Raw genomic sequence first — 19745 nt, 5'->3', positions numbered from 1 at the left:
CGCATCGGACAGCACCGGGATCGCGCGACGGCGCATCGGCGACCTCGATGTCTCGGCCATCGGGTTGGGTTGTATGGGAATGAGTTTCGCCTACGGCGAGGTCGACGAGGCCGAAGCGCTCGCGACCCTCGGTCACGCGATCGACGCCGGGGTGAACTTCCTCGACACCGCCGACATGTACGGCCGCGGCGGAGCCAACGAGAGGCTTCTGTCACGGGTTCTGGCGGAACGTCGCGACGAGGTGGTCCTCGCCACCAAGTTCGGCATCATCACCGATCCGGAGACCGGCTATCCGACCGGCGAGGTGAACGGTTCTCGTGAGTACGTGCGGGCGGCCGTGGACGCGTCGCTGCGCCGCCTCGGTACTGACGTCATCGACCTCTACTACCTGCACCGGGTGGATCCCGCACGCCCGATCGAGGAGACCGTGGAGGCGATGTCGGAACTGGTGGCGGCGGGCAAGGTGCGTGCGATCGGACTGTCCGAGGCGAACGCCGAGACGCTGCGTCGTGCTGCGGCGGTCCATCCGATCGCGGCGTTGCAGTCGGAGTGGTCGCTGTTCAGTCGTGACATCGAGGATCTGGATGTGCCCGCCGCCCGCGAGGTCGGTGCCGCGATCGTGCCGTACAGTCCGCTCGGCCGGGGCATGCTCACCGGTTCGGCGCCGACGGCGCTGCCGGACAACGACTTCCGTCAGACCCTGCCTCGGTGGCAGGGTGCCAACCTCACCGAGAATCTCACGCTCGTCGATGAGATCCGCGCTGTGGCCGGCGAGGTCGGGGCGACGCCGGGCCAGGTGGCGCTGGCGTGGTTGCTGGCCCAGGGCGACGACGTCGTCCCGATCCCCGGCACCAAGCGTCGCCGGTATCTCGACGAGAACGTCGGTGCCGTCGGACTCTCACTGTCGGCCGATCAGATGGATCGGCTGGCCGCGCTGCGTCCGGCGGGCGAGCGGTACCCCGACATGGAATGGGTGTCGGGGCGGTCGGGATAGGCCGGAGTCTCTAGAACATGTTCCAGTTTTGCGGGATCGGTGGCATCCTCGAGGAGTGATTCTCGACAGATTCCGTATCGATGACAAAGTGGCCGTGGTGACCGGCGCCGGACGTGGCCTCGGTGCCGCCATAGCGGTGGCGTTCGCCGAGGCGGGTGCCGACCTGGTGATCTCCGCTCGTAGCGAGGCCGAGCTCGACAAGGTCGCCGCTCGTATCCGCGAGGTCGGCAGGCGGGCGAAGGTGGTGGCAGCCGACCTCAGCGACCTCGACGCCGCGGCCGCGCTGGCGCAGACCGCGGTCGACGAATTCGGCAGGCTCGACATCGTCGTCAACAACGTCGGCGGTGCGCTGCCCAGGCCGCTGATGGACACCAAGCCCAAGCATCTCTCGCAGGCGTTCGACTTCAACGTCTCGAATGCGCACGCGCTGGTGGTTGCGGCGGTGCCGCATCTGCTCGCCAACGCCGACGGCGGGTCGGTCATCAACATCACGTCGATGGTCGGGCGGTCGCCCGGACGGGCGTATGCGGCGTACGGCACCGCGAAGGGTGCTCTCGCGCAGTACACCCGACTGGCCGCGATGGACCTCAACCCGAGGATTCGGGTGAACGGCATCGCCCCCGGCGCGATCCTGACATCGGCGCTCGACATCGTCGCCGATGACGAGAAGATGCGGTCGGAGATCGAGGCGGCCACCCCGTTGCAGCGGCTCGGTGATCCCGACGACGTCGCGGCGGCGGCGCTCTACCTCGCCTCGCCTGCAGGTGCGTATGTCACGGGCAAGATCCTCGAGGTCGACGGCGGCATCGTGACGCCCAATCTCGATCTGCCGATCCCGGATCTGTAGGGGCGACGGGGGGTCTCGATACGCCGGCTCGCAAGCTCGCGGGCTACTCGACCAGCGGTTGGGGTGGTGCGGTTGGTCGACCGGCGGTTGGGGTGGTGCGGTTGGTCGACCGGCGGTTGGGGTGGTGCGGTTGGTCGACCAGCGGCGGTGGTGAGTGCGCTGCTCACGGCCGTTCGTTACGTGCTGCCTTCTCGACGATGGTCGCGATCCGTCTGCTCTTGGTCGCCTGTTGTCTGGCGAAGGCGATCTGACTCAGCCCGAACTTGCGGGCGCTGGGCGGGAAGGCGTCCCAGTTCGCCCGGGCCTGCGGGATGGCGTCGAGCGCGGCAGCGAGTTCCGGGGACTCGACGAGTGCCTCGGCGTCGTCGAGCAGGGTCCACAGGCCGCGCGCCTTCGCGTCGTCGATCACCGACTGGCCGGCGGGCTGCATCCGATCCTGGGAGATCAGGTCCGCGACCCGTGCCTTGTTGGACGCGGCCCAGGCGCTGTTGCGCCCGCGGCGCGTGAACCACATGCCTCTCCGCGCATCGTCGATGGTGCGGGTGTGGCCGTCCACCCAACCCCAGCAGAGCGCCTCGCGGACCACCTCGTCGTAGTCGAGGGGCTGGTTGCCGGACTCCTTGCGCCAGAACACAAACCAGACACCGCCAGATTTGTCGTGGTTCGCGCGCAGCCAGCTGTGCCACTCGTCGAGGGAACCTGGATGCAGGTGCTCGGCGTCGGGGTCGGCCATGGAAGAAGCCTAGGTGATCTCGGTACAGTTGAGGAGTGGGCGACGTCTTCGCGTTTATCGGTGGCCACTGGTGGCTGGTCTTCCCGATCATGGGTGTGACGGGTGGCTGGGCCGCGCGCGTGTCCGCCTACAACGAGAAGCGCCGCCGGGACAAGATCGAGCTCGCGCGGATCAAGGCGTCGGCACACACCGAGCAGTTGCGGATCACCCAGACCAGCAAGGCCGCGATCAGCAAGGTGTTCGCGCGGCACGACGACGTCGATGCCCGCTGGTTCGGCTACGAACTCGATCTGGCCACCCTCATCGAGTATCCGATGATGACCGACCTGCGCGAGCCGCTGACCCTGGCCTTCCATCGGGCGAAGGTGCGCGCGGACGACCTGCGCCCCGCCGATCCCGGCGAACTCCTCGACCCCGCCGTCTTCGCCGAGTACCGCGATGCCGTCGGCGAGTACGCGACGGCCTTCGACGCCGCCGAGCGCGAGGCGCGGCGACGCAAGCAGGCCGACTTCTCCCCGGTCGAGCGGGAGCGTCTCGAGCGCGCCCGCCGGCTGGTGGCGGTGGCCGCCGATAGTGCCGCGACACCGGCGGAGCGCCAGGCCGCCTATCGGAAGGCGCGCGCCGAGCTCGACGGCCTCATCGCGGTCCCGCCTGCCGCGAGCGAGAGACTCGAGGGCCGGATCGCCGCCGCGCTCGAGCCCGGTCGGGAATTCTGAGGCCTCAGAGCTCCGGCAGAACACGCAGAACCACCACGAGCACGCGATGCATTCCGTGTTCAGGGGAGTTCTGCGTGTGCGTGATCTGCCTCGACCTCGGCCGGTCCGGCGAACTGCGAGTTGTAGAGCCGGCAGTAGGCGCCCTGCGCGGCGAGCAGTTGGTCGTGATTGCCCTGTTCGACGATCCGCCCGTCCTCCATCACAACGATGACGTCGGCGTCGCGGACCGTCGAGAGACGGTGTGCAATAACGAAACTCGTGCGGTCGGTGCGAAGATTGGCCATCGCCTTCTGGATGAGCAGTTCGGTGCGGGTGTCCACCGAGCTGGTGGCCTCGTCGAGGATGAGGATCGTCGGCTTGGCCAGGAACGCGCGGGCGATGGTGATCAGCTGTCGCTCACCGGCACTCACGCCGCCGCCCTCCTCGTCGAGGACCGTGTCGTAGCCGTCGGGGAGGGTGCGCACGAAGTGATCGACGTGGCTGAGTTCGGCCGCCTCCATGACCTCGGACCTCGACGCCGTCGGATCGCCGTAGGCGATGTTGTCGTAGATCGTGCCGCCGAACAGCCACGAGTCCTGCAGCACCATGCCGGTCCGCTCCCGCAGGTCGTCGCGGGTCATCCGTCGCGAGTCGACCCCGTCGACCCGGATGGTGCCGTCGTCGACGTCGTAGAACCTCATGATCAGGTTCACCAGGGTCGTCTTGCCTGCACCGGTAGGCCCGACGATCGCGACCATGTGGCCGGGCTGGGCCACCAGCGAGAGGTTCTCGATGAGCGGCTTGTCGTCGGTGTAGCGGAACGACACATCCTCGAAGGCGATCAGGCCGTGGCCGTGCTCCGGCGACTCCGGGTCGGTGGGATCGGCTGATTCCTCCTCGGCGTCGAGGACGTCGAAGATCCGCTCGGCGGAGGCCACGCCGCTCTGCATCAGGTTGAACATCGACCCGATCTGCGTGAGAGGTTGTGTGAACTGGCGTGAGTACTGGATGAACGCCTGCACCTCGCCGAGACTCAGCGCGCCCGACGCCACGCGCAGGCCGCCGACGACGGCGATCGCGACGTAGTTCAGGTTCCCCAGGAACATGATGGTCGGCATGATGATCCCGGAGATGAACTGGGCCCGCCAGCTCGATTCGTAGAGCTGTGAGTTGCGGTCGTCGAAGGTGGCCTCGATCTCGTGCTGTCGCCCGAACGCCTTGACCAGCTCGTGCCCGGTGAACGCCTCCTCGACCTGCGCGTTGAGCGCTCCGGTCGACGACCACTGCGCGATGAAGTGGGGTTTGGACCGCTTGGCGATCTGGGTGGTGGCGATGATCGCCAGCGGTACCGTCACGACCGCGATGAGCGCGAGCAGCGGCGAGATCCAGATCATCATGACCAGCAGCGCGATCACGGTCAGCACCGAATTGAGGAACTGGGCGATGGTCTGCTGCAAGCTCTGCGAGAGGTTGTCGAGGTCGTTGGTGACCCGGCTCAGCAGATCGCCACGCGCCGAGGCGTCGTAGTAGCGCAGCGGCAGCCGATGGACCTTCTCCTCGACCTCTGCGCGCAGGTGCCGGATGGTCCCGACGACGACGATGTTCAGCAGATACGCGGCCAGCCACGCCAGCAGCGACGACCCGACGTACAGGATGAGCACGATCATCAGCACCCGGCCGACCGCGGAGAAGTCGACCCCGACACCCGGGGTGACGTCCATCGAACTCACCATGTCGGCGAAGGTGTTCTGGCCGCTCTCGCGCATGCCGGCGATCGCCTGGTCCTTGGTGAGTCCGGCAGGCAGCGTCGCGCCGATCACGCCGTCGAACACGAGGTCGGTGGCGTGCCCGAGTACCCGGGGTGCCACTGCCGCGAGGATCACCGAGACGACGATGGACGCCAGCACGGTCACGGTGAAGGCCCGGTAGGCGAGCAGCAGGCGGATCAGTCGTTTCACCGACGGGCCGAAGGACCGAGCCTTCTCCGCGGGTGCGCCTGCGAGCGCCGGCCCGCCGGGGCGCGTCATGACGCCTCCTGGATCGCGAGCTGGGATTCGACGATCTCGGCGTAGGTCTCGCAGCTCTCGACGAGGTCGTCGTGACGACCGAGCCCCACCACCCGGCCGCGATTGAGCACGACGATCTGGTCGGCGTCGACGATGGTCGAGACCCGCTGCGCGACCACGATCACCGCGGACTCGCGGGTGGCCGGACGGAGCGCGGCACGCAGCCGGGCGTCGGTGGTCAGGTCGAGGGCGGAGAACGAGTCGTCGAAGAGGTAGACGGCGGGTTTGCGGATCAGTGCGCGGGCGATCGCGAGCCGCTGCCGCTGGCCACCGGACACGGTGGTGCCGCCCTGGGCGACCGTGGTCTCGAGGCCGTCGGGCATCCGCGACACGAAATCCTCGGCCTGGGCGATGCGCAGTGCGGCCCAGATCTCGTCGTCGGTGGCGTCGGGTTTGCCGTGGCGGAGGTTGGACGCGATGGTCCCGGAGAAGAGGTAGGGCCGCTGAGGTACCAGCCCGACCACCGAACGGAGTTCGTCCGGGTCGAGTCGGCGGACGTCGGTCCCACCGACGAGGACCTCACCGTCGGTGGCGTCGATGAGGCGTGGGATGAGCCCGAGGACCGTGGTCTTGCCGGAGCCGGTCGACCCGACGATGGCGGTCGTGGTGCCCGGTTCCACGCGGAAGCCGATGTCGCGCAACACCGGATCGTCGGCTCCCGGGTAACGGAACTCGGCACCCCGGAACTCCACGGTTGCGGGATCGCCTGCGAACCCGATCGCCTGGGTCGGCGGTTGCACCGAGGTGTCGGTGTCGAGGACCTCGCAGATGCGTTCGGCGCAGACCGTGGCGCGGGGCGCCATCATCGCCAGGAACGAGGCCATCATCACCGACATCATGATCTGCATCGCGTAGCTCATCATCGCGGTGAGCGCGCCGATCTCGACGCTGCCGTCGGACACCGCGTGCCCACCGAACCAGATGATCGCGACGATGGTCACGTTGGTGATGAGCATGACGACCGGGAACATCAGGGCCATCAGGCGGCCGACGCGCAGAGTCGCGTCGGCGAGGCGGTCGTTGGCGACGGAGAAGCGCTGGATCTCGTGACGTTCGCGCACGAACGCACGGACCACCCGGATGCCGGTGATCTGCTCGCGCAGCACACGGTTGACCGCGTCGATGCGCTCCTGCATGGCGCGGAATCCCGGGATCATCCGGCCGATGATCAATGCCATGGTGATGCCGAGGATCGGGACCGCGATGGCCAGCACCCACGACAGTCCGGGCGCGACGTGGATTCCCATGACGATGCCGCCGACGCACATGATCGGGGCCATCACGAGGATCGCCGTGCTCATCACCACCAGCAACTGCACCTGCTGGACGTCGTTGGTGGTCCGGGTGATCAGCGACGGTGCGCCGAATCCGCCGATCTCGCGTGCCGAGAAGCTGTTCACCCGGTGCAGGAGGTCGTGGCGGATGTCGCGGCCGACGCCGAGCGCGGCGCGCGCGCCGAAATACTGGGCAGCGATCGTGCAGATCACCTGGGCGACGGAGACGACGAGCATCCAGCCGCCGGTGCGCAGGATGTAGTCGGTGTCGCCACGCGCGACGCCATCGTCGATGATGTCGGCGTTGAGCGTCGGCAGATAGAGCATCGCCGCGGTCGCGACGAGTTGGAGCGCGACGACGGCGACCATGTTCCGGGGGTAGTTCGACAGATACGTGCGGATCAGTCGACTCAACATGACGAGATCACTCCGATGACGCTAGCAACTCCGACCGACCGCCTGCGACCGGATATATCTGACTCCCCCGGGGCCGGGCGGCGCCGAGTGCCGTGCTCAGCCGGCGAAGGTGAACGGAACCGCGGCTTCGGGCGTGTAGGTGAGATAGGTGAACGACTCCTTGAAGTAGAGGGTCACCGTGTCGCCGTCGTGTGAGTCGTATCCGATGGAGACGTCCTGGCCGATGTTCAGCTCGAAGTCGCCGCCACGCGTGCTGAGGAGGAAGGCGCCGGAGATCGCGGGTGCCCAGACGATCTCGCCGCCGGCGACGAGGAGCCGCTGCAGATGGTCGCGGATCGGGACGCCGTGGTTCGAGGTCTCGTTGACCAGCGTGTAGACGTCCGCCGACAGCGCCAGCGAGTAGGGGCCCTCGACCGATGCGAGCCGCAGTGCGCTGGTTGCCTGAGCGAGCGCCTCCGGGTAGTCGCGTACGTCGGCGGGCAGCGCGATCGGCGTGGCCGACGCGGTGGCACGGATTCCGCTGATCCCGGCGGCCGGGTACCCCTCGAAGATCGCGCGGTCCTCGGCGCGGGCGAGTTCGGCGGCGGCGTCGCGGACAGGATCCCAATCGGAGTCCTTGGAGCCACGGTCGACGTCGTCGATGGCCTCGCGGGTGACCGTGAACGGCACCTTCAGCTCCACCAGTGACTGGGACTGCCGGGCGAAGGCGAGGATGCCGTCGGCGGGCGAATCGATCTTGGTGCGATGCCCGAGCGTGATCGACGCGACGTCGTTGCCCAGCGGGCCCTTGACATCGACGAGGCGGCGGGCTGCGCTGTTGCGCTTGAACGAGCGGGTCGCCTCCTCCTCGATCTCGGCCCAAGCGGCCTCGGATATCGGTGCGAGTTCGCGATGCAGATTGCTCATTGGTGTCTCCTCGGGGTCGGTCAGGTGTGGGTCTGGTCGGGTGGGAGAGGGGCTGAAGCCAGGGAGCCGATGCCGAGGGAGCCGTCGGCGGGGGGGTCTCGATACGCGTCGGGCTCGCTGCGCTCGCTCGTCGCTACTCGACCAGCGGAGGGCGTCGCTACTCGACCAGCGGAGGGTGTCGCTACTCGAGCGGCGGGGGGCGTCGCTACTCGATCAGCGGAGGGTGTCGCTACTCGAGCGGCGGGGGGTGCGGGGGGCTGGTCCGGCAGATCCTCGAGGAAGTCGATCGTCGGCGTGAAGAACTGCGCGCCGGTCACCGCGGTGGTGAAGTCGAGGAGTCGGTCGTGGTTCCCGGGCGGATCGCCGATGAACATCTTCCGCAGCATCTCCTCGGTCACGTCCGGACCCGCGGAGTAGGCGATGTAGAACGTGCCGCGCTCGCCGGCCGCCGAGACGTCGCCGTAGGGCATGTTGTCGCGGACGACGTCGATCTCCTCGCCGTCGTCGTCCTCGACCACGTTGAGCGCGATGTGGGAGTTGGTCGGCTTCACATCGTCGGACATCTCGACGTTGTCGGTCTTGGTGCGTCCGATCGCCGCTTCCTGGTCCTCGACTGTCAGCCCGTTCCAGGCCTCCAGGTCGGTGACGTAGCGCTGGATCGCGACGTAACTCCCGCCGGCGAAGTCGGGATCCTCGTCACCGACGGTGATGGCGTCGATGGCAGCCTGGCCGACCGGGTTCTCGGTGCCGTCGACGAATCCGATGAGGTCGCGCAGGTCGAAGTAGCGGAAGCCGTGGACCTCGTCGACGACGGTCACCGCATCACCGAGCGCGTCCATGGCCAGGCGGCCGACCTCGAAACAGAGATCCAGCTGATCGGCCTTGATGTGCAGCAGGATGTCGCCGGGGGTGGAGGGTGCGGTGTGCACCGCACCCTCGTAGGTGACGAACGGACGCAGGGATCCGGGCCGGGGGCCCTCGAAGAGTCGGTCCCACGCCTGCGATCCGACAGAGGCGATCGCCGACAGTGCGGCCTCGGGAGCGCGGGAGGAGACCGCGCGGGCCAGGGTGGGGAGATCCGCCAAGAGGTCGCGGACCGCTCCCTCGCCGCCGTCGTCGATCGTGAGGACGAGGAACACGGCCGCCTTCGTCTTGCGTGTCAGAATCGTCTGCGGGACCGGCACCAGTTCACTCTAGCGGACCGCCGAGGGGCCATGAGCTCAGCGCCCGCGCCCCGAATGGGGAGGCGAGGCAAACCTTTTAGGCCGCGACGACGGTCATCGGCGGGCGATCGCGCGGCCTGCGGCGCGGCCGGAGAAGATGCAGCCACCGAGGAAGGTCCCCTCGAGCGCGTTGTAGCCGTGGACACCGCCGCCGCCGAACCCGGCGACCTCGCCTGCGGCGAACAGTCCGTCGAACGCGGTGCCGTCGGGGCGCATCACCTGTGAATCGAGATTGGTCTCCAAGCCGCCCAGCGTCTTGCGGGTCAGGATGTTGAGCCGCACGGCGATCAACGGCCCGAACTCCGGGTCGAGGATCCGGTGCGGTTTGGCGACCCGTACGAGCTTGTCGCCCAGGTACTGACGGGCGTTGGTGATCGCCATCAGCTGGGCGTCTTTGGAGAACTTGTTGTCCATCTCGGCGTCGCGCGCCGACACCACGCGTTCCACGTGCTGCAGGTCCAGCTTCGGGCCTCGCGTGATCGCGTTCATCCCGGCCACCAGTTCCGGCAGGGAGTCGCTGACCACGAAATCGACGCCGTGCTTGGTGAACGCGTCCACCGGCCCTGGGGCGCCCTTGGCGAAGCGGCTCTTGGCGGCGAACTTGAGGTCCTTGTTGGTGATGTCGGGGTTCTGCTCCGAGCCGGAGAGTGCGAACTCCTTCTCGATGATGCTCTGGGTCAGGATGAACCACGAGTAGTCGTATCCGGTGGACAGGATCGCCTTCATCGTCGAATTCGTGTCGAAGCCGGGGAAATTCGGTGGCGCCAAACGATTCCCATTCGCATCCAGCCAGAGCGACGACGGTCCCGGGATGATCCGGATCGCGTGGTCCGGCCAGATCGGATCCCAGTTGTGGATGCCTTCGGTGTAGTGCCACATACGATCCCGGTTGACCAGGCTGGCCCCTGCGGCCTCGGTGATGCCGAGCATGCGGCCGTCGACGTGGGCCGGGACACCGGAGATCATCGTCTTCGGGGCCGGGCCGAGGCGGTCGGTCGGCCAGTTCTCGCGGATCAGATCATGGTTGTGCCCGATGCCCCCGGACGTGACGATCACGGCGCCCGCACGGATCTCGAAGTCGTCGACCACATCTCGCGACGACGCGACGCCCCGGTCGAGGTCGGTCGGTGCCAGCACCGATCCGGTGACGCCGACGGCGGCATCACCCTCGATGAGGATGTCGTCCACCCGGTGCCGGAACCGGAACTCCACCAGGCCACGCTTCTCGGCTTCGAGGACCGGTTCGGCGAACACACGCACCACCTCTGGGCCGGTGCCCCAGGTGAGGTGGAATCGCGGTACCGAGTTGCCGTGGCCGTCGGCGAACCCTCCGCCGCGTTCGGCCCATCCGACGACCGGGGTGATCCGTAGCCCGAGGTCGTGCAGGTACTGCCGTTTTGTCGAGGAGGCGAAGTCGACGTAGGCGCGGGCCCACTGCCGCGGCCAGAAATCCTCGTCGTCACGGTCGAAGCCGGCCGACCCCATCCAGTCCTGCAACGCGAGTTCGGGCGAGTCCTTGATGCCCAGCCGCCGCTGCTCGGGGGTGTCGACCAGGAACAGCCCACCGAGCGACCAGAACGCCTGGCCGCCCAGGTTGTTGCGATTCTCCTGATCGACGACGACGACCTTGCGGCCTGCCTGGGTGAGCTCGTAGGTCGCGACCAGTCCGGCCAACCCCGATCCGACCACCACCGCATCGGCTTGCTGCTCGCTCACCGCACCCTCCCTCGTATCTGTTGACGTCGAGACTAGCCCCCGCCATGCGATGGGCACCTCGACTTGCCCCGTGTGACCGTCTGACGCTCTCAGAGCCGGATGTCGGCGTAGCGATGCACCCAGGGATCGGCCTGTTCGAGCTGGGCCGCCAGCGCGAGCAGGTCGCCGTCGGCGCCCAGGCGGCCCACGAACTGCACACCGAGCGGCAGGCCATCGGCCGTCCAGTGCAGTGGCACGCTGATGGCCGGGCGTCCGGTCAGGTTGGCGAGCTGGGTGTAGGGCACCCAGCCGAGGCTCTGCTCGATGAGGTCGTCGAGGATTCCGCTGCGTGCCAGCAGGTTTCCCGCGTGCAGTTTGGCGATCACCCGGGAGGCGGCCTGCAGCGGCGGGGGCGTGGTGGTGGCACCGATCCTCAGTGGCGGGGTGGCGAGGGTCGGCGTGAGGAAGTGGTCGTAGGTCTGGTGGAACGCCTCCAGCGAGACCACGTAGTCGTTCACCTTGTTCAGTGCGCTCAGCGCCGCGACCGCACCGGCGGACCGTCCGAGCTCCGCCATCGCGAGGGTGTCGGCCTCGAAGTCACGGTCGGTCGCGCCGGTGAGTGCCCGGGTCTCGTCGACCTCGGTGGCGAGCACCGCGAACCAGACGGTCAGGAAGTCGCGGGCCAGCGCGGCGTCGTCGTAGGGCGGTGCGACCTCCTCGACGTGATGGCCGAGTTCATCGAGGACCTTCGCGGCGTGCTCGACGGCGGCGACCGCCTCGGGATCCGGGTTCGGATTGATCGCCGACGACACCGAGTAACCGATACGCAGCCGTGCCGGCCGGTCCGTGATCCGGGTGGCGAACGGCGTGCTCGGCGTCGGGGTCGGATAGACCGAGCCGGGTGTCGGCCCGACGATGGCGTCGTAGAGGGCGGCGGCGTCGCGGACCGTCCGGGACACGACTCCCTGGACCGCCATCCCGAACATCGCCTCTCCGGTGGCCGGGCCGAACGGTGACAGGCCGCGCGTCGGTTTGAGTCCGACGAGTCCGTTGCAGGCCGCCGGGATGCGGATCGATCCGCCCCCGTCGTTGGCGCCGGCCGCGGGCACGATGCCTGCGGCGACCGCCGCGCCCGAACCGCCGGACGAACCGCCGGGCGTGTGGTCGGTGTTCCAGGGGTTGCGGGCCGGACCCCAGAAATCGGATTCGGTGATGCCCTTCGCGCCGAACTCGGGGGTGTTGGTCTTGCCGAAGATCACCAGCCCGGCGTCGAGGAACCGACGCACCACATGGGAGTGCTCGGGGGCGATGTGGCGTGCCAGGGAGCGCGAGCCGCTCGAGGTCGGGTAGCCCTTGTACTCCTGAGCCAGATCCTTGATCAGGAACGGCACGCCCGCGAACGGACCCGACAGGTCGGGGCCCGCCGCCCGCGCGTCGGCCTCCTCGTCCATCCGGCGGACGATCGCGTTGAGTCGGGGATTCACCGCGTCGGCGCGTTGCCTGGCGAGTGCGAGCAGTTCGGCGGGGGTGACCTCGCCCCGGGTGACCAGGTCTGCGAGGGAGGTGGCGTCGAGGTGGAGATACTCGCTCAGGTTCACCGGGCAAACACTACGGCGCCGCGGTGTCCGGTCGAAAGGATCTCGGCGGCGAATCGGTGATGATCACTGTTCATCGAGCAATGCCGTAACGACGCCATAACGCTGTACGACCGTCCCACTGACTCATCCGATCCGTGCGCCGATTCCGCTCGGGTTTGCGCAGGTGGCGCCATCCGGTGGGACGTTATGTCGGGTTGTCGCCGGTCACGGCGTCCGTCCTTGCCTTTGCCGGTGTGTTATCGAGCCGTTACACTGCCTGACGACGGGTATGCGCAGGGCCGACGAGCCATAGAATCCCGTGAGATGACCCCCGTGATATGACGTGGCCCAGTTCGTGGTCAAGATCGATAAGGACAAAATCAATGCTGACACGCGCCCGTAAGCGCTTGGTCGCCGGACTTGTGGCCGTGGTGGCCGCGACGGGCGTGACCATGGTCGCTGCACCGACGGCTCAGGCGGCCGGTACTACCGAGTACGTCTACTCCGCGGCCATGCACCGCAACATCCCGGTTCGCATCGTCGACGGTGGCGGGGGTGGGCCGAAGCCCACTCTGTACGTCCTCGACGGACTGCGTGCGCCGAACAACAACAGCGGTTGGCTGATCAACACCAACGTCGACCGGTTCATGGTCGGCAAGGGCACCAACGTCGCAATGCCGTTCGGTGGCGCCGGCAGCTTCTACACCGACTGGGAGCGCTCCGATCCCAAGCTGGGCGTCAACAAGTGGGAGACCTTCCTGACGCGCGAACTGCCCGCGTACATGAAGGCCCGTCACAACAGCGACAACCGCCGCAACGGCATCGCCGGTCTGTCGATGTCGGGCACCTCGGCACTGAACCTCGCATCGCGCCATCCCGGCTTCTACGACGCGGTCGCCTCGTACAGCGGCTACCCGACCGTTACCACCCCCGGCTTCACGCAGGGCATCCAGGTCGCGGTCGCACAGACCGGTGGTAATGCCAGCAACATGTGGGGCATCTTCCCGTTCGGTGAGTGGTTCGCGAACGATCCGTTCCTGAGCGCCAACAATCTGGCCGGCAAGCATGTCTATCTCTCGTCCGGCAGCGGTCTGGGCAGCAAGTACGACAGCTCGGTCAACCCGTCGAGCCCGAACTTCGACCCGGTCAAGTTCTCGCAGATGGTTCCGCTGGAGACCGCGGCGTCGGTCAGCACCCAGCTGTACATCCCGCGCGTGGCCCTGGTCCCCGGCGTCAAGCTGACCACCCACGTCACCCCGGACGGTGTCCACTGGTGGGACTACTGGCAGAACGACTTCAAGCAGTCGTGGAACACCACGTTCCGCCCGGCGTTCTTCTGATCGCTGCGGACTGATCTCCGACCGACGCGGCCGGTGACCTCAGGGTCACCGGCCGCGTTTGTCGTTGCGTCCGGTGCCCCGCGCGGCCCCGCTCCCACCGCCCTGACCCCGCGGGCCCCGCTCCCACCGGCCCTGACCCCGCGGGGAGGGAAAGCAAGGCGGGCGAGGACGGCCCTGTCGAACCGACCGCCCTGTCGAACCGACCGCCCCGCCGAACGAACAGGGCCCCCACCAGGTGCTCGGAGAGCGTGTGGTGGGGGCCCTGTGCGGAGAGCTACGGCAGGCTACTCGCCCGGCGGACGACGGAAGTGCTGGGTGTCGTCGTCGTCCGACGGCCGGAACTCGTCGGTGGGCCGGAACGTCTGCGTCGCGGAGTCGTCGTCCGCCGTGGGCGGGGTGAACGTCTGCGTCGCAGTGTCGTCGGCGGGAGACTCGCCCGGCGGGTCCACTCGGGGGATCTGCTCGGTCGGCCGGTCCCACGGGTCGAGGGAGGCGCCTGCGGCCGCCCCGGCTGCCCCGGCGGCCGGAACCGTCGGATCGACCTCATGTCGTCCCGCGCCGGTGTTCGCCGTGGTGTCGGGTTCGTCCCATGCGGCCGTGTCGTCGGCCGGTGGGGTGTCGTCGCCGTCCCGGTCGCGGCGGGCACGCCACATCAGGAAGCCCCACAGGGCCAGCAGCAACACGCCGACGATGCCGAGGATCAGCGGCAGCCAGAAACTGCCGAGGGTCAACAGCCCCTTGTAGTGGTCGGCCTTCTCGGCCTGGTTCTTGACCGTCTGATCGGACCACTTGAATCGCGCCTTGAGGACGTCCATCCGGAAGTCCCGCACCGGTGCCGGGGTGTCGGAACTCTGATCGGGCGACCGGAAGTACTGATGCTGATCCTCGAGACCGTCGATGATGGTGCCGGTCTTCGGCTCCACGAACACGTGCCGGGTGGCGGTGGCGTAGCGGTGCATCGTGATCTTGTCGTTCGGCTTCACACCACGTCCGCTGATGCCCCACCAGCTCGCGGGCATGGTCAGCATCGTGCCAAGCGCCGCCTCGCCCTGTGCGTTGGGCAGGCCCGAGACGTCGGTCTCGGGCACGTCGCCGACGAACTCGTAGGTCGTGACCCCGTTGATGTTCTTCTCGCCCTTGAAGTTGACCGGGATGTCCTGGCGGGTGTTCGTGTCGTAGTAGAGATACGCGCGCTTGCCGACATCGAAGCCGAACTTGTACTGGAAGCCCTTGCGATCGGGGAGGTCGACCGAGACGTCCTTCGGGTTCACACCTTCGGGTGCGGCCTCGAGTTGCAGCGAGCTGACGGTCCCGTTCGGCACCGACGACTTGCGATTCACCGACACCCGGTCGATGTTCGCGGTGAGCAGGCCGTCGTCGCACTTGCGCTCGCTGTCGGCGGCGGCCATCGACGGATCGGTCTCGTTGCCCGCGGCGTCGCGGACACGGTCGATCTGGACGGTCTGCGCCGACTGCAGGGTCGCCTGGCGCTTGTCCGAGGGGTCGACGATGACCGAGCGGCGCTGCTGGGTGAGATGGGCGTCGAGCACGCGTGCCTTGCGTTCACTCACCGAACAGCGATCGAAGATCTCGGCGGGGAACCGGTCACCGCTGGATCCGTCCTCGGGCACCGTCGTGGCGACCGACGTGATGTCCAGGTCGAGTGGCACCACGCGCAGCTGCGGTACGAGGAACAGCGGTATGGCTATGGCAGCGGCGATGCATGCGGCGCCGAGGAACGCCGGCAGCGCCAGCCAAAGTCGTCTCATTCTCTCCACTCCTGTAATCCGGACTCAACGTGACAACAGTAGCGGCGCCGTGCCGTCACCCGACGGAGGTCTCGGACATTCCTGGCAACGACCGTGCCATACGCCTCCCCCCAGCCGTCCGACGGTCAGCCCGACTGGCTGCGATCGGACCGCCTGTCCCGTTCGGCCTCTTTCATGATCCCGGCCATATATGCGTAGATCTCTTTGTCGGACATGGCTTTCCAGCGGGGTGCGAGCAGCTTCATGTATTTCTCGACGTAAAGGAGCTGTTTGCCGACGAGAACGAGTTCGCGCGGCAGTCGGGCGTCGTGTGCCTTGGCGACCGCGGCCAGCTGGCGTCCGAGATCCCCATACGACATCGACCCGAGATCGGTCGACGAGAGCGGCATCGCAACCCGTTTGATGTCCTCGGCGCCGCGGCTGGTCGACGACGTCGGATTGTGGACGGCTCCCAGCAGGAAGATCGCGCGACCGGCCGATTCGTAGTCGCCGCGCACGATGAGGTCGACGACGAGCTGGCGGAGAATCCGTCGCGTCCGTTTGGTGAACCGCCCGACGATGCCGAAGTCGAGTAGGACAAGCGTGCCGTTCGCGTCGACGAGCACGTTCCCCGCGTGGAGATCGCCGTGGAAGAGTCCACCGTGGAACGCCGACTCGAGGAGGGAGAGCAGCAGATTGCGGCACAGCGCCACACCGTCATGGCCCGCCCCTCGGACGGCCTCGGCGTCGTCGATGCGGATCGCGTAGACCCGTTCCATCGTGAGCACCCGAGAGGTGGTGAACTCGTCGTGGACCTCGGGAACCCGGACACGGCTGCCGTACGGGCCGTCTCGCAGGCACTCGTACCATTCCCGCATCGTGTCCGCCTCGTTGCGAAAATCGAGTTCCGCCGACAGTCCGTCGGCGAAGTCCTCGACGACGTGCCTGGCGCTCAGCATCCGGCCGTACTCGGAGATCTCCGCGAGTCCCGCGAATCGCTCGAGCAGGGCGACGTCGGGTGCGAGACGCTCGGTGATTCCCGGACGCTGGATCTTGACCACGACCTCTTCGCCGCTGTGCAGGGTCGCGGTGTGGACCTGGGCGATCGAGGCGGACGCGATCGGCTCGACGTCGAAGGCCGCGAAGACCTCCTCGGGGCCGCGGCCGAACTCCTCGATGAACAGCCGCCGGATGTCCGCGGGGTCGGCGGGACGAACCCGGTCGAGCAGCGATTCGAACTCGGCCGAGAGTGTCTCGCTGAACACCCCTGGGCTCGACGCGATGAGCTGGCCGAGTTTGACGTAGGTGGGGCCGAGATGTTCGAACGTGGTCCGGATCTCGTGGGCGACGCGCTGCGCGGTCGGGCGGCGACCGTGGACGGCGTCACCGAGGGTGTGGAACACGAAGCGCCCGACGCCCGCCGCCGTATGGGCCGTCGCCGTGCCGAATCGGGTGATCTCGGCGATCGGCGACACCGTGGGCAGCTGTCTGCGTAGGTCGTCGTCTGCGGAGTTCTGCATCGTCACCATCGGCAAGTGTAACGACGGAGCGTGTCCGGCACCGGGGGCGTGGCGCCTCAGGCGGCGGTCGCCGACGTCCGGCGGCTGTCGATCCACCTGGTCAGGAGCCCGTTTCGGGGTGCGAAGAGGTAGATCAAGGTGAACATCACACCTTGTGTCACCACCACCATTCCGCCCGGGGAGACGTCGGCGCCGTAGCTGATGTAGATGCCCACGACGGTGGCCGCGACGGCGATCGCGGGGGCGATCAGCAGCATGTGACCGAACCTGTCGGTGAGCAGGTGCGCCGAGGCTCCGGGGATGATCAGCATCGCGACGACCAGGATGACGCCGACGATCTGGAGCGCCAGCACGCAGGTGAGGGCGAGCAGACCGAGCAGCAGGGCGCCGAGCCATCGCCGGGACAGCCCGATCGCGTGTGCGTGGACGGGATCGAAGGCGTAGAGCGTCAGATCTCGCCGCTTGACCACCAGCACCGTCGCGACCACCGCGGCCAGGATCAGCAACTGCCACAGGTCCGCGCCGGAGACGCCGAGGACGTTCCCGAACAGGATGTGGTTCAGATCGGTCTGACTCGGCGTTGCCGAGACGAGCACCAGCCCGAGCGCGAACAGGGTGGTGAACACGATGCCGATCGCGGCGTCCTCCTTCACCCGGCTCGTGTCGCGGACGGTTCCGATCAATGCGACCGCGAGGAATCCGAAGATCACCGCGCCGATCGCGAAGGGCACCCCGACGATGTAGGACAGCACCACGCCGGGCAGCACAGCGTGCGAGACCGCGTCGCCCATCAGCGACCAGCCGATCAGGACGATCCAGCAGCTGATCAGTGCGCACACCGCGGCCGCGACCCCGCTCGCGAGGAATGCGTCGCGCATGAAGGACAGCGTCCAGGGTTCGACCAGAAAGTCGATCATCGTGCCACCCCGGAACTGCCGCTCGGATCACGTTGCGGTGCCGACGATTCGCTGCGGCCTCCACCCAGGACGTCGACGCCGAAGGCGAGTGCGAGGTGCTCGGGGCGCAAGGCCTCCTCGGGGGTGTCGTGTACCAGTACACGTTGCATCAGCAGGACGGCTTCGGTGGCGAACGATGGCAGGGTGGACAGGTCGTGGGTGGAGATCAGGATTGTCGCTCCGCGAGTGGATTCCGCCACGAGCAGGTCCACTATCGTTCGCTCCGAACGCTTGTCGACACCGGCGAACGGCTCGTCGAGCAGGAGGATGTCTGCACCCTGCGCGATGCCCCGCGCAACGAACGCGCGTTTGCGTTGTCCGCCAGAGAGTTTGCCGATCTGACGGTCGGCGAGTTCGGTGAGCCCCACTCGTTCGAGCGCGTCGTCGACGGCGGCCCGATCACGTGCGGAGGCCCGACGGAACAGGTTCTGCCGTCCGTACCGGCCGGTCATCGCGACTTCGCGTACCGAGATGGGGAAGTCCCAGTCGACGTCCTCGGACTGCGGGACATAGGAGACGAGTCCTCGGGCCCGTGCACGATTCGGGGTCCCGCCGGCGATCGACACGCTTCCCGACGACGGGCGCACGAGCCCCATGATCGACTTGAACAGCGTCGACTTGCCCGAGCCGTTCATCCCGATCAATCCGCAGATCCGGCCGGGTCGAAGTGTCAGGGACACCTTGTCGAGGGCGAGGACGCTTCCGTATCGGACGGTGAGGTCGGTGAGTTCGATGGCGGGCGGTTCCGAATCACCCTGTGGTGCGCCATCGCGGGGTGTGCCGTCCCGAGGTGGGCGGTCCTGAGGTGGGCGGTGGTCAGGGAACGACATGATCGGCGTCCTTTCCGGTGAGGCCCGCGATGATGGTCGTCAGGTCGTGCCGGAGCAGATCGAGATAGGTGGGCACCGGACCGTCGGGCTCCGACAGGGAGTCGACATACAGCGTCCCGGCGAGTCGGGCGTCGGTGGAACGCGCAACCTGCTGCATCGGCGCGTTGTTCACGGTCGATTCGCAGAAGACCGCGGGTACCCGGCGGTCCCGGACGAAGTCGACAGTGCGTCGCATCTGCTGTGGGGTGGCCTCCTGTTCGGAGTTCACCGGCCAGATGTAGTGCTCGGTGAGTCCGGTGTCACGCGCGAGATAGCTGAACGCGCCCTCGCAGGTGACCAGTGCTCTCTCGTTGTCGGGCAGCGCATCGATGGCCGTCACGAGCCGAGCCCGCTCGTCGTCGAGGCGGGCGTCATAGCGTTCGGCGTTGGCGTGATAGGCATCGGCGTGCCCGGGGTCGATGCGGGCCAGCCCGCGAGCAATGTTGTCGGCGTACGTCTTTGCTTCCAGCGGCGACATCCAGGCGTGCGGGTTGGGTTTACCGGTGGCGGGAGAACCGCCCGGATCCGCCCTGATCGGCAGCGGCGCGATGCCGTCGGAGGCGACGATCCGCGGCACGTCGATGTCGGCGAGGAATCGCTCGAACCAGTCATCGAGGTGGAGGCCGTTCACCACCACGAGGGAGGCGTCAGAGGCTTTGTGCAGATCGCCCGGCGTGGGCTCGTACCCATGGATCTCGGCGCCGAACTTGGTCAGGGAGCTGACGTCGGCGTGGTGGCCCGCGACGTTGCGCGCGATGTCCGCGAGGACGGTGAACGTGGCCAGGACCCGCGGGCGGTCCGCGACATCACGGGTGTCGCAGGCCGTGCACGCGACGGCGACCACGACAAGTGTCGCGATGATGATCCGACGGGCCGCTGACATGG

Annotated in this window: 16 protein-coding genes; 4 read left to right on the top strand and 12 right to left on the bottom strand. The window is 67.7% G+C overall.

What is annotated here, in order from left to right; translation table 11 throughout:
- The first annotated feature begins 19 nt into the window (after nt 1-19).
- A complete protein-coding gene (locus IDF66_RS10620; protein ID WP_317628707.1) occupies nt 20-994 on the top strand; it encodes an aldo/keto reductase in 975 nt (324 codons plus the stop codon).
- A gap of 55 nt (nt 995-1049) precedes the next feature.
- On the top strand, nt 1050-1841 hold the full coding sequence (locus IDF66_RS10615; protein ID WP_164308114.1) for an SDR family oxidoreductase: 792 nt from the start codon (nt 1050-1052) through the stop codon (nt 1839-1841).
- Nucleotides 1842-2004: 163 nt separating this feature from the next.
- Here IDF66_RS10615 and IDF66_RS10610 read toward each other — a convergent pair whose 3' ends face one another.
- Nucleotides 2005-2574, bottom strand: a complete 570-nt coding sequence (locus IDF66_RS10610) for a YdeI/OmpD-associated family protein (protein ID WP_164308115.1) — start codon at nt 2572-2574, stop codon at nt 2005-2007.
- 35 nt (nt 2575-2609) lie between these two features.
- On the opposite strand from IDF66_RS10610, the gene IDF66_RS10605 reads away from it, so the two are divergent.
- Nucleotides 2610-3290: a hypothetical protein gene (locus IDF66_RS10605; RefSeq protein WP_203588894.1), complete on the top strand. Its 681-nt coding sequence runs from the start codon at nt 2610-2612 to the stop codon at nt 3288-3290.
- Nucleotides 3291-3349: 59 nt separating this feature from the next.
- Here IDF66_RS10605 and IDF66_RS10600 read toward each other — a convergent pair whose 3' ends face one another.
- The 6 genes from IDF66_RS10600 to IDF66_RS10575 all read right to left on the bottom strand — a co-directional run bounded on the left by IDF66_RS10600 (nt 3350) and on the right by IDF66_RS10575 (nt 12448).
- On the bottom strand, nt 3350-5296 hold the full coding sequence (locus IDF66_RS10600) for an ABC transporter ATP-binding protein (protein ID WP_190266803.1): 1947 nt from the start codon (nt 5294-5296) through the stop codon (nt 3350-3352).
- Nucleotides 5293-7026: an ABC transporter ATP-binding protein gene (locus IDF66_RS10595; RefSeq protein WP_190266802.1), complete on the bottom strand. Its 1734-nt coding sequence runs from the start codon at nt 7024-7026 to the stop codon at nt 5293-5295. Before IDF66_RS10595 ends, IDF66_RS10600 begins: the two co-directional genes overlap by 4 nt.
- A gap of 96 nt (nt 7027-7122) precedes the next feature.
- Nucleotides 7123-7932, bottom strand: a complete 810-nt coding sequence (locus IDF66_RS10590) for a family 1 encapsulin nanocompartment shell protein (RefSeq protein WP_164308118.1) — start codon at nt 7930-7932, stop codon at nt 7123-7125.
- A 20-nt stretch (nt 7933-7952) separates the two neighbouring features.
- The gene (locus IDF66_RS10585) at nt 7953-9116 is read right to left on the bottom strand and encodes a Dyp-type peroxidase (protein WP_190266801.1); all 1164 of its coding nucleotides are present in this window, start codon (nt 9114-9116) and stop codon (nt 7953-7955) included.
- A gap of 93 nt (nt 9117-9209) precedes the next feature.
- Entirely contained in the window at nt 9210-10871 is a 1662-nt protein-coding gene (locus IDF66_RS10580) for an FAD-binding dehydrogenase (RefSeq protein WP_190266800.1), read from the bottom strand.
- A gap of 89 nt (nt 10872-10960) precedes the next feature.
- Nucleotides 10961-12448, bottom strand: a complete 1488-nt coding sequence (locus IDF66_RS10575) for an amidase (RefSeq protein ID WP_190266799.1) — start codon at nt 12446-12448, stop codon at nt 10961-10963.
- A 362-nt stretch (nt 12449-12810) separates the two neighbouring features.
- Between IDF66_RS10575 and IDF66_RS10570 the strand changes: the two genes are divergently transcribed.
- Nucleotides 12811-13767 (top strand): alpha/beta hydrolase, encoded by a 957-nt coding sequence (locus tag IDF66_RS10570; RefSeq protein ID WP_190266798.1) that lies wholly within the window; start codon nt 12811-12813, stop codon nt 13765-13767.
- Between the two features lie 284 nt (nt 13768-14051).
- Here the strand turns inward: IDF66_RS10570 and IDF66_RS10565 are convergent, their stop codons facing one another.
- The 5 genes from IDF66_RS10565 to IDF66_RS10545 all read right to left on the bottom strand — a co-directional run bounded on the left by IDF66_RS10565 (nt 14052) and on the right by IDF66_RS10545 (nt 19743).
- On the bottom strand, nt 14052-15536 hold the full coding sequence (locus IDF66_RS10565) for a DUF3068 domain-containing protein (protein ID WP_164308123.1): 1485 nt from the start codon (nt 15534-15536) through the stop codon (nt 14052-14054).
- Nucleotides 15537-15661: 125 nt separating this feature from the next.
- Nucleotides 15662-17035 carry an ABC1 kinase family protein gene (locus IDF66_RS10560; protein WP_203588895.1) on the bottom strand — a complete coding sequence of 458 codons (1374 nt, stop codon included), beginning with the start codon at nt 17033-17035 and terminating at the stop codon, nt 15662-15664.
- Between the two features lie 56 nt (nt 17036-17091).
- Complete coding sequence (locus tag IDF66_RS10555; RefSeq protein WP_190266797.1) at nt 17092-17952, bottom strand: metal ABC transporter permease; 861 nt, start codon at nt 17950-17952, stop codon at nt 17092-17094.
- Nucleotides 17949-18821: a metal ABC transporter ATP-binding protein gene (locus tag IDF66_RS10550; RefSeq protein ID WP_190266796.1), complete on the bottom strand. Its 873-nt coding sequence runs from the start codon at nt 18819-18821 to the stop codon at nt 17949-17951. Before IDF66_RS10550 ends, IDF66_RS10555 begins: the two co-directional genes overlap by 4 nt.
- On the bottom strand, nt 18808-19743 hold the full coding sequence (locus IDF66_RS10545) for a metal ABC transporter substrate-binding protein (protein WP_190266795.1): 936 nt from the start codon (nt 19741-19743) through the stop codon (nt 18808-18810). Before IDF66_RS10545 ends, IDF66_RS10550 begins: the two co-directional genes overlap by 14 nt.
- Between the last annotated feature and the right edge of the window lie 2 nt (nt 19744-19745).

Origin of the sequence: Gordonia hankookensis (genome assembly GCF_014673215.1) — a bacterium.
GTDB classification, from domain to species: Bacteria; Actinomycetota; Actinomycetes; order Mycobacteriales; family Mycobacteriaceae; genus Gordonia; species Gordonia hankookensis.
This window is presented reverse-complemented; position numbering and strand designations above follow the sequence as displayed.

Excerpts from the sequence above, each read along its gene's own strand:
- IDF66_RS10610 (WP_164308115.1), bottom strand. The coding sequence starts at position 2,574 with ATGGCCGACCCCGACGCCGAGCACCTGCATCCAGGTTCCCTCGACGAG.
- IDF66_RS10600 (WP_190266803.1), bottom strand. The coding sequence starts at position 5,296 with ATGACGCGCCCCGGCGGGCCGGCGCTCGCAGGCGCACCCGCGGAGAAG.
- IDF66_RS10595 (WP_190266802.1), bottom strand. The coding sequence starts at position 7,026 with ATGTTGAGTCGACTGATCCGCACGTATCTGTCGAACTACCCCCGGAAC.
- IDF66_RS10590 (WP_164308118.1), bottom strand. The coding sequence starts at position 7,932 with ATGAGCAATCTGCATCGCGAACTCGCACCGATATCCGAGGCCGCTTGG.
- IDF66_RS10570 (WP_190266798.1), top strand. The coding sequence starts at position 12,811 with ATGCTGACACGCGCCCGTAAGCGCTTGGTCGCCGGACTTGTGGCCGTG.
- IDF66_RS10565 (WP_164308123.1), bottom strand. The coding sequence starts at position 15,536 with ATGAGACGACTTTGGCTGGCGCTGCCGGCGTTCCTCGGCGCCGCATGC.
- IDF66_RS10560 (WP_203588895.1), bottom strand. The coding sequence starts at position 17,035 with ATGCAGAACTCCGCAGACGACGACCTACGCAGACAGCTGCCCACGGTG.
- IDF66_RS10555 (WP_190266797.1), bottom strand. The coding sequence starts at position 17,952 with ATGATCGACTTTCTGGTCGAACCCTGGACGCTGTCCTTCATGCGCGAC.
- IDF66_RS10550 (WP_190266796.1), bottom strand. The coding sequence starts at position 18,821 with ATGTCGTTCCCTGACCACCGCCCACCTCAGGACCGCCCACCTCGGGAC.
- IDF66_RS10545 (WP_190266795.1), bottom strand. The coding sequence starts at position 19,743 with ATGTCAGCGGCCCGTCGGATCATCATCGCGACACTTGTCGTGGTCGCC.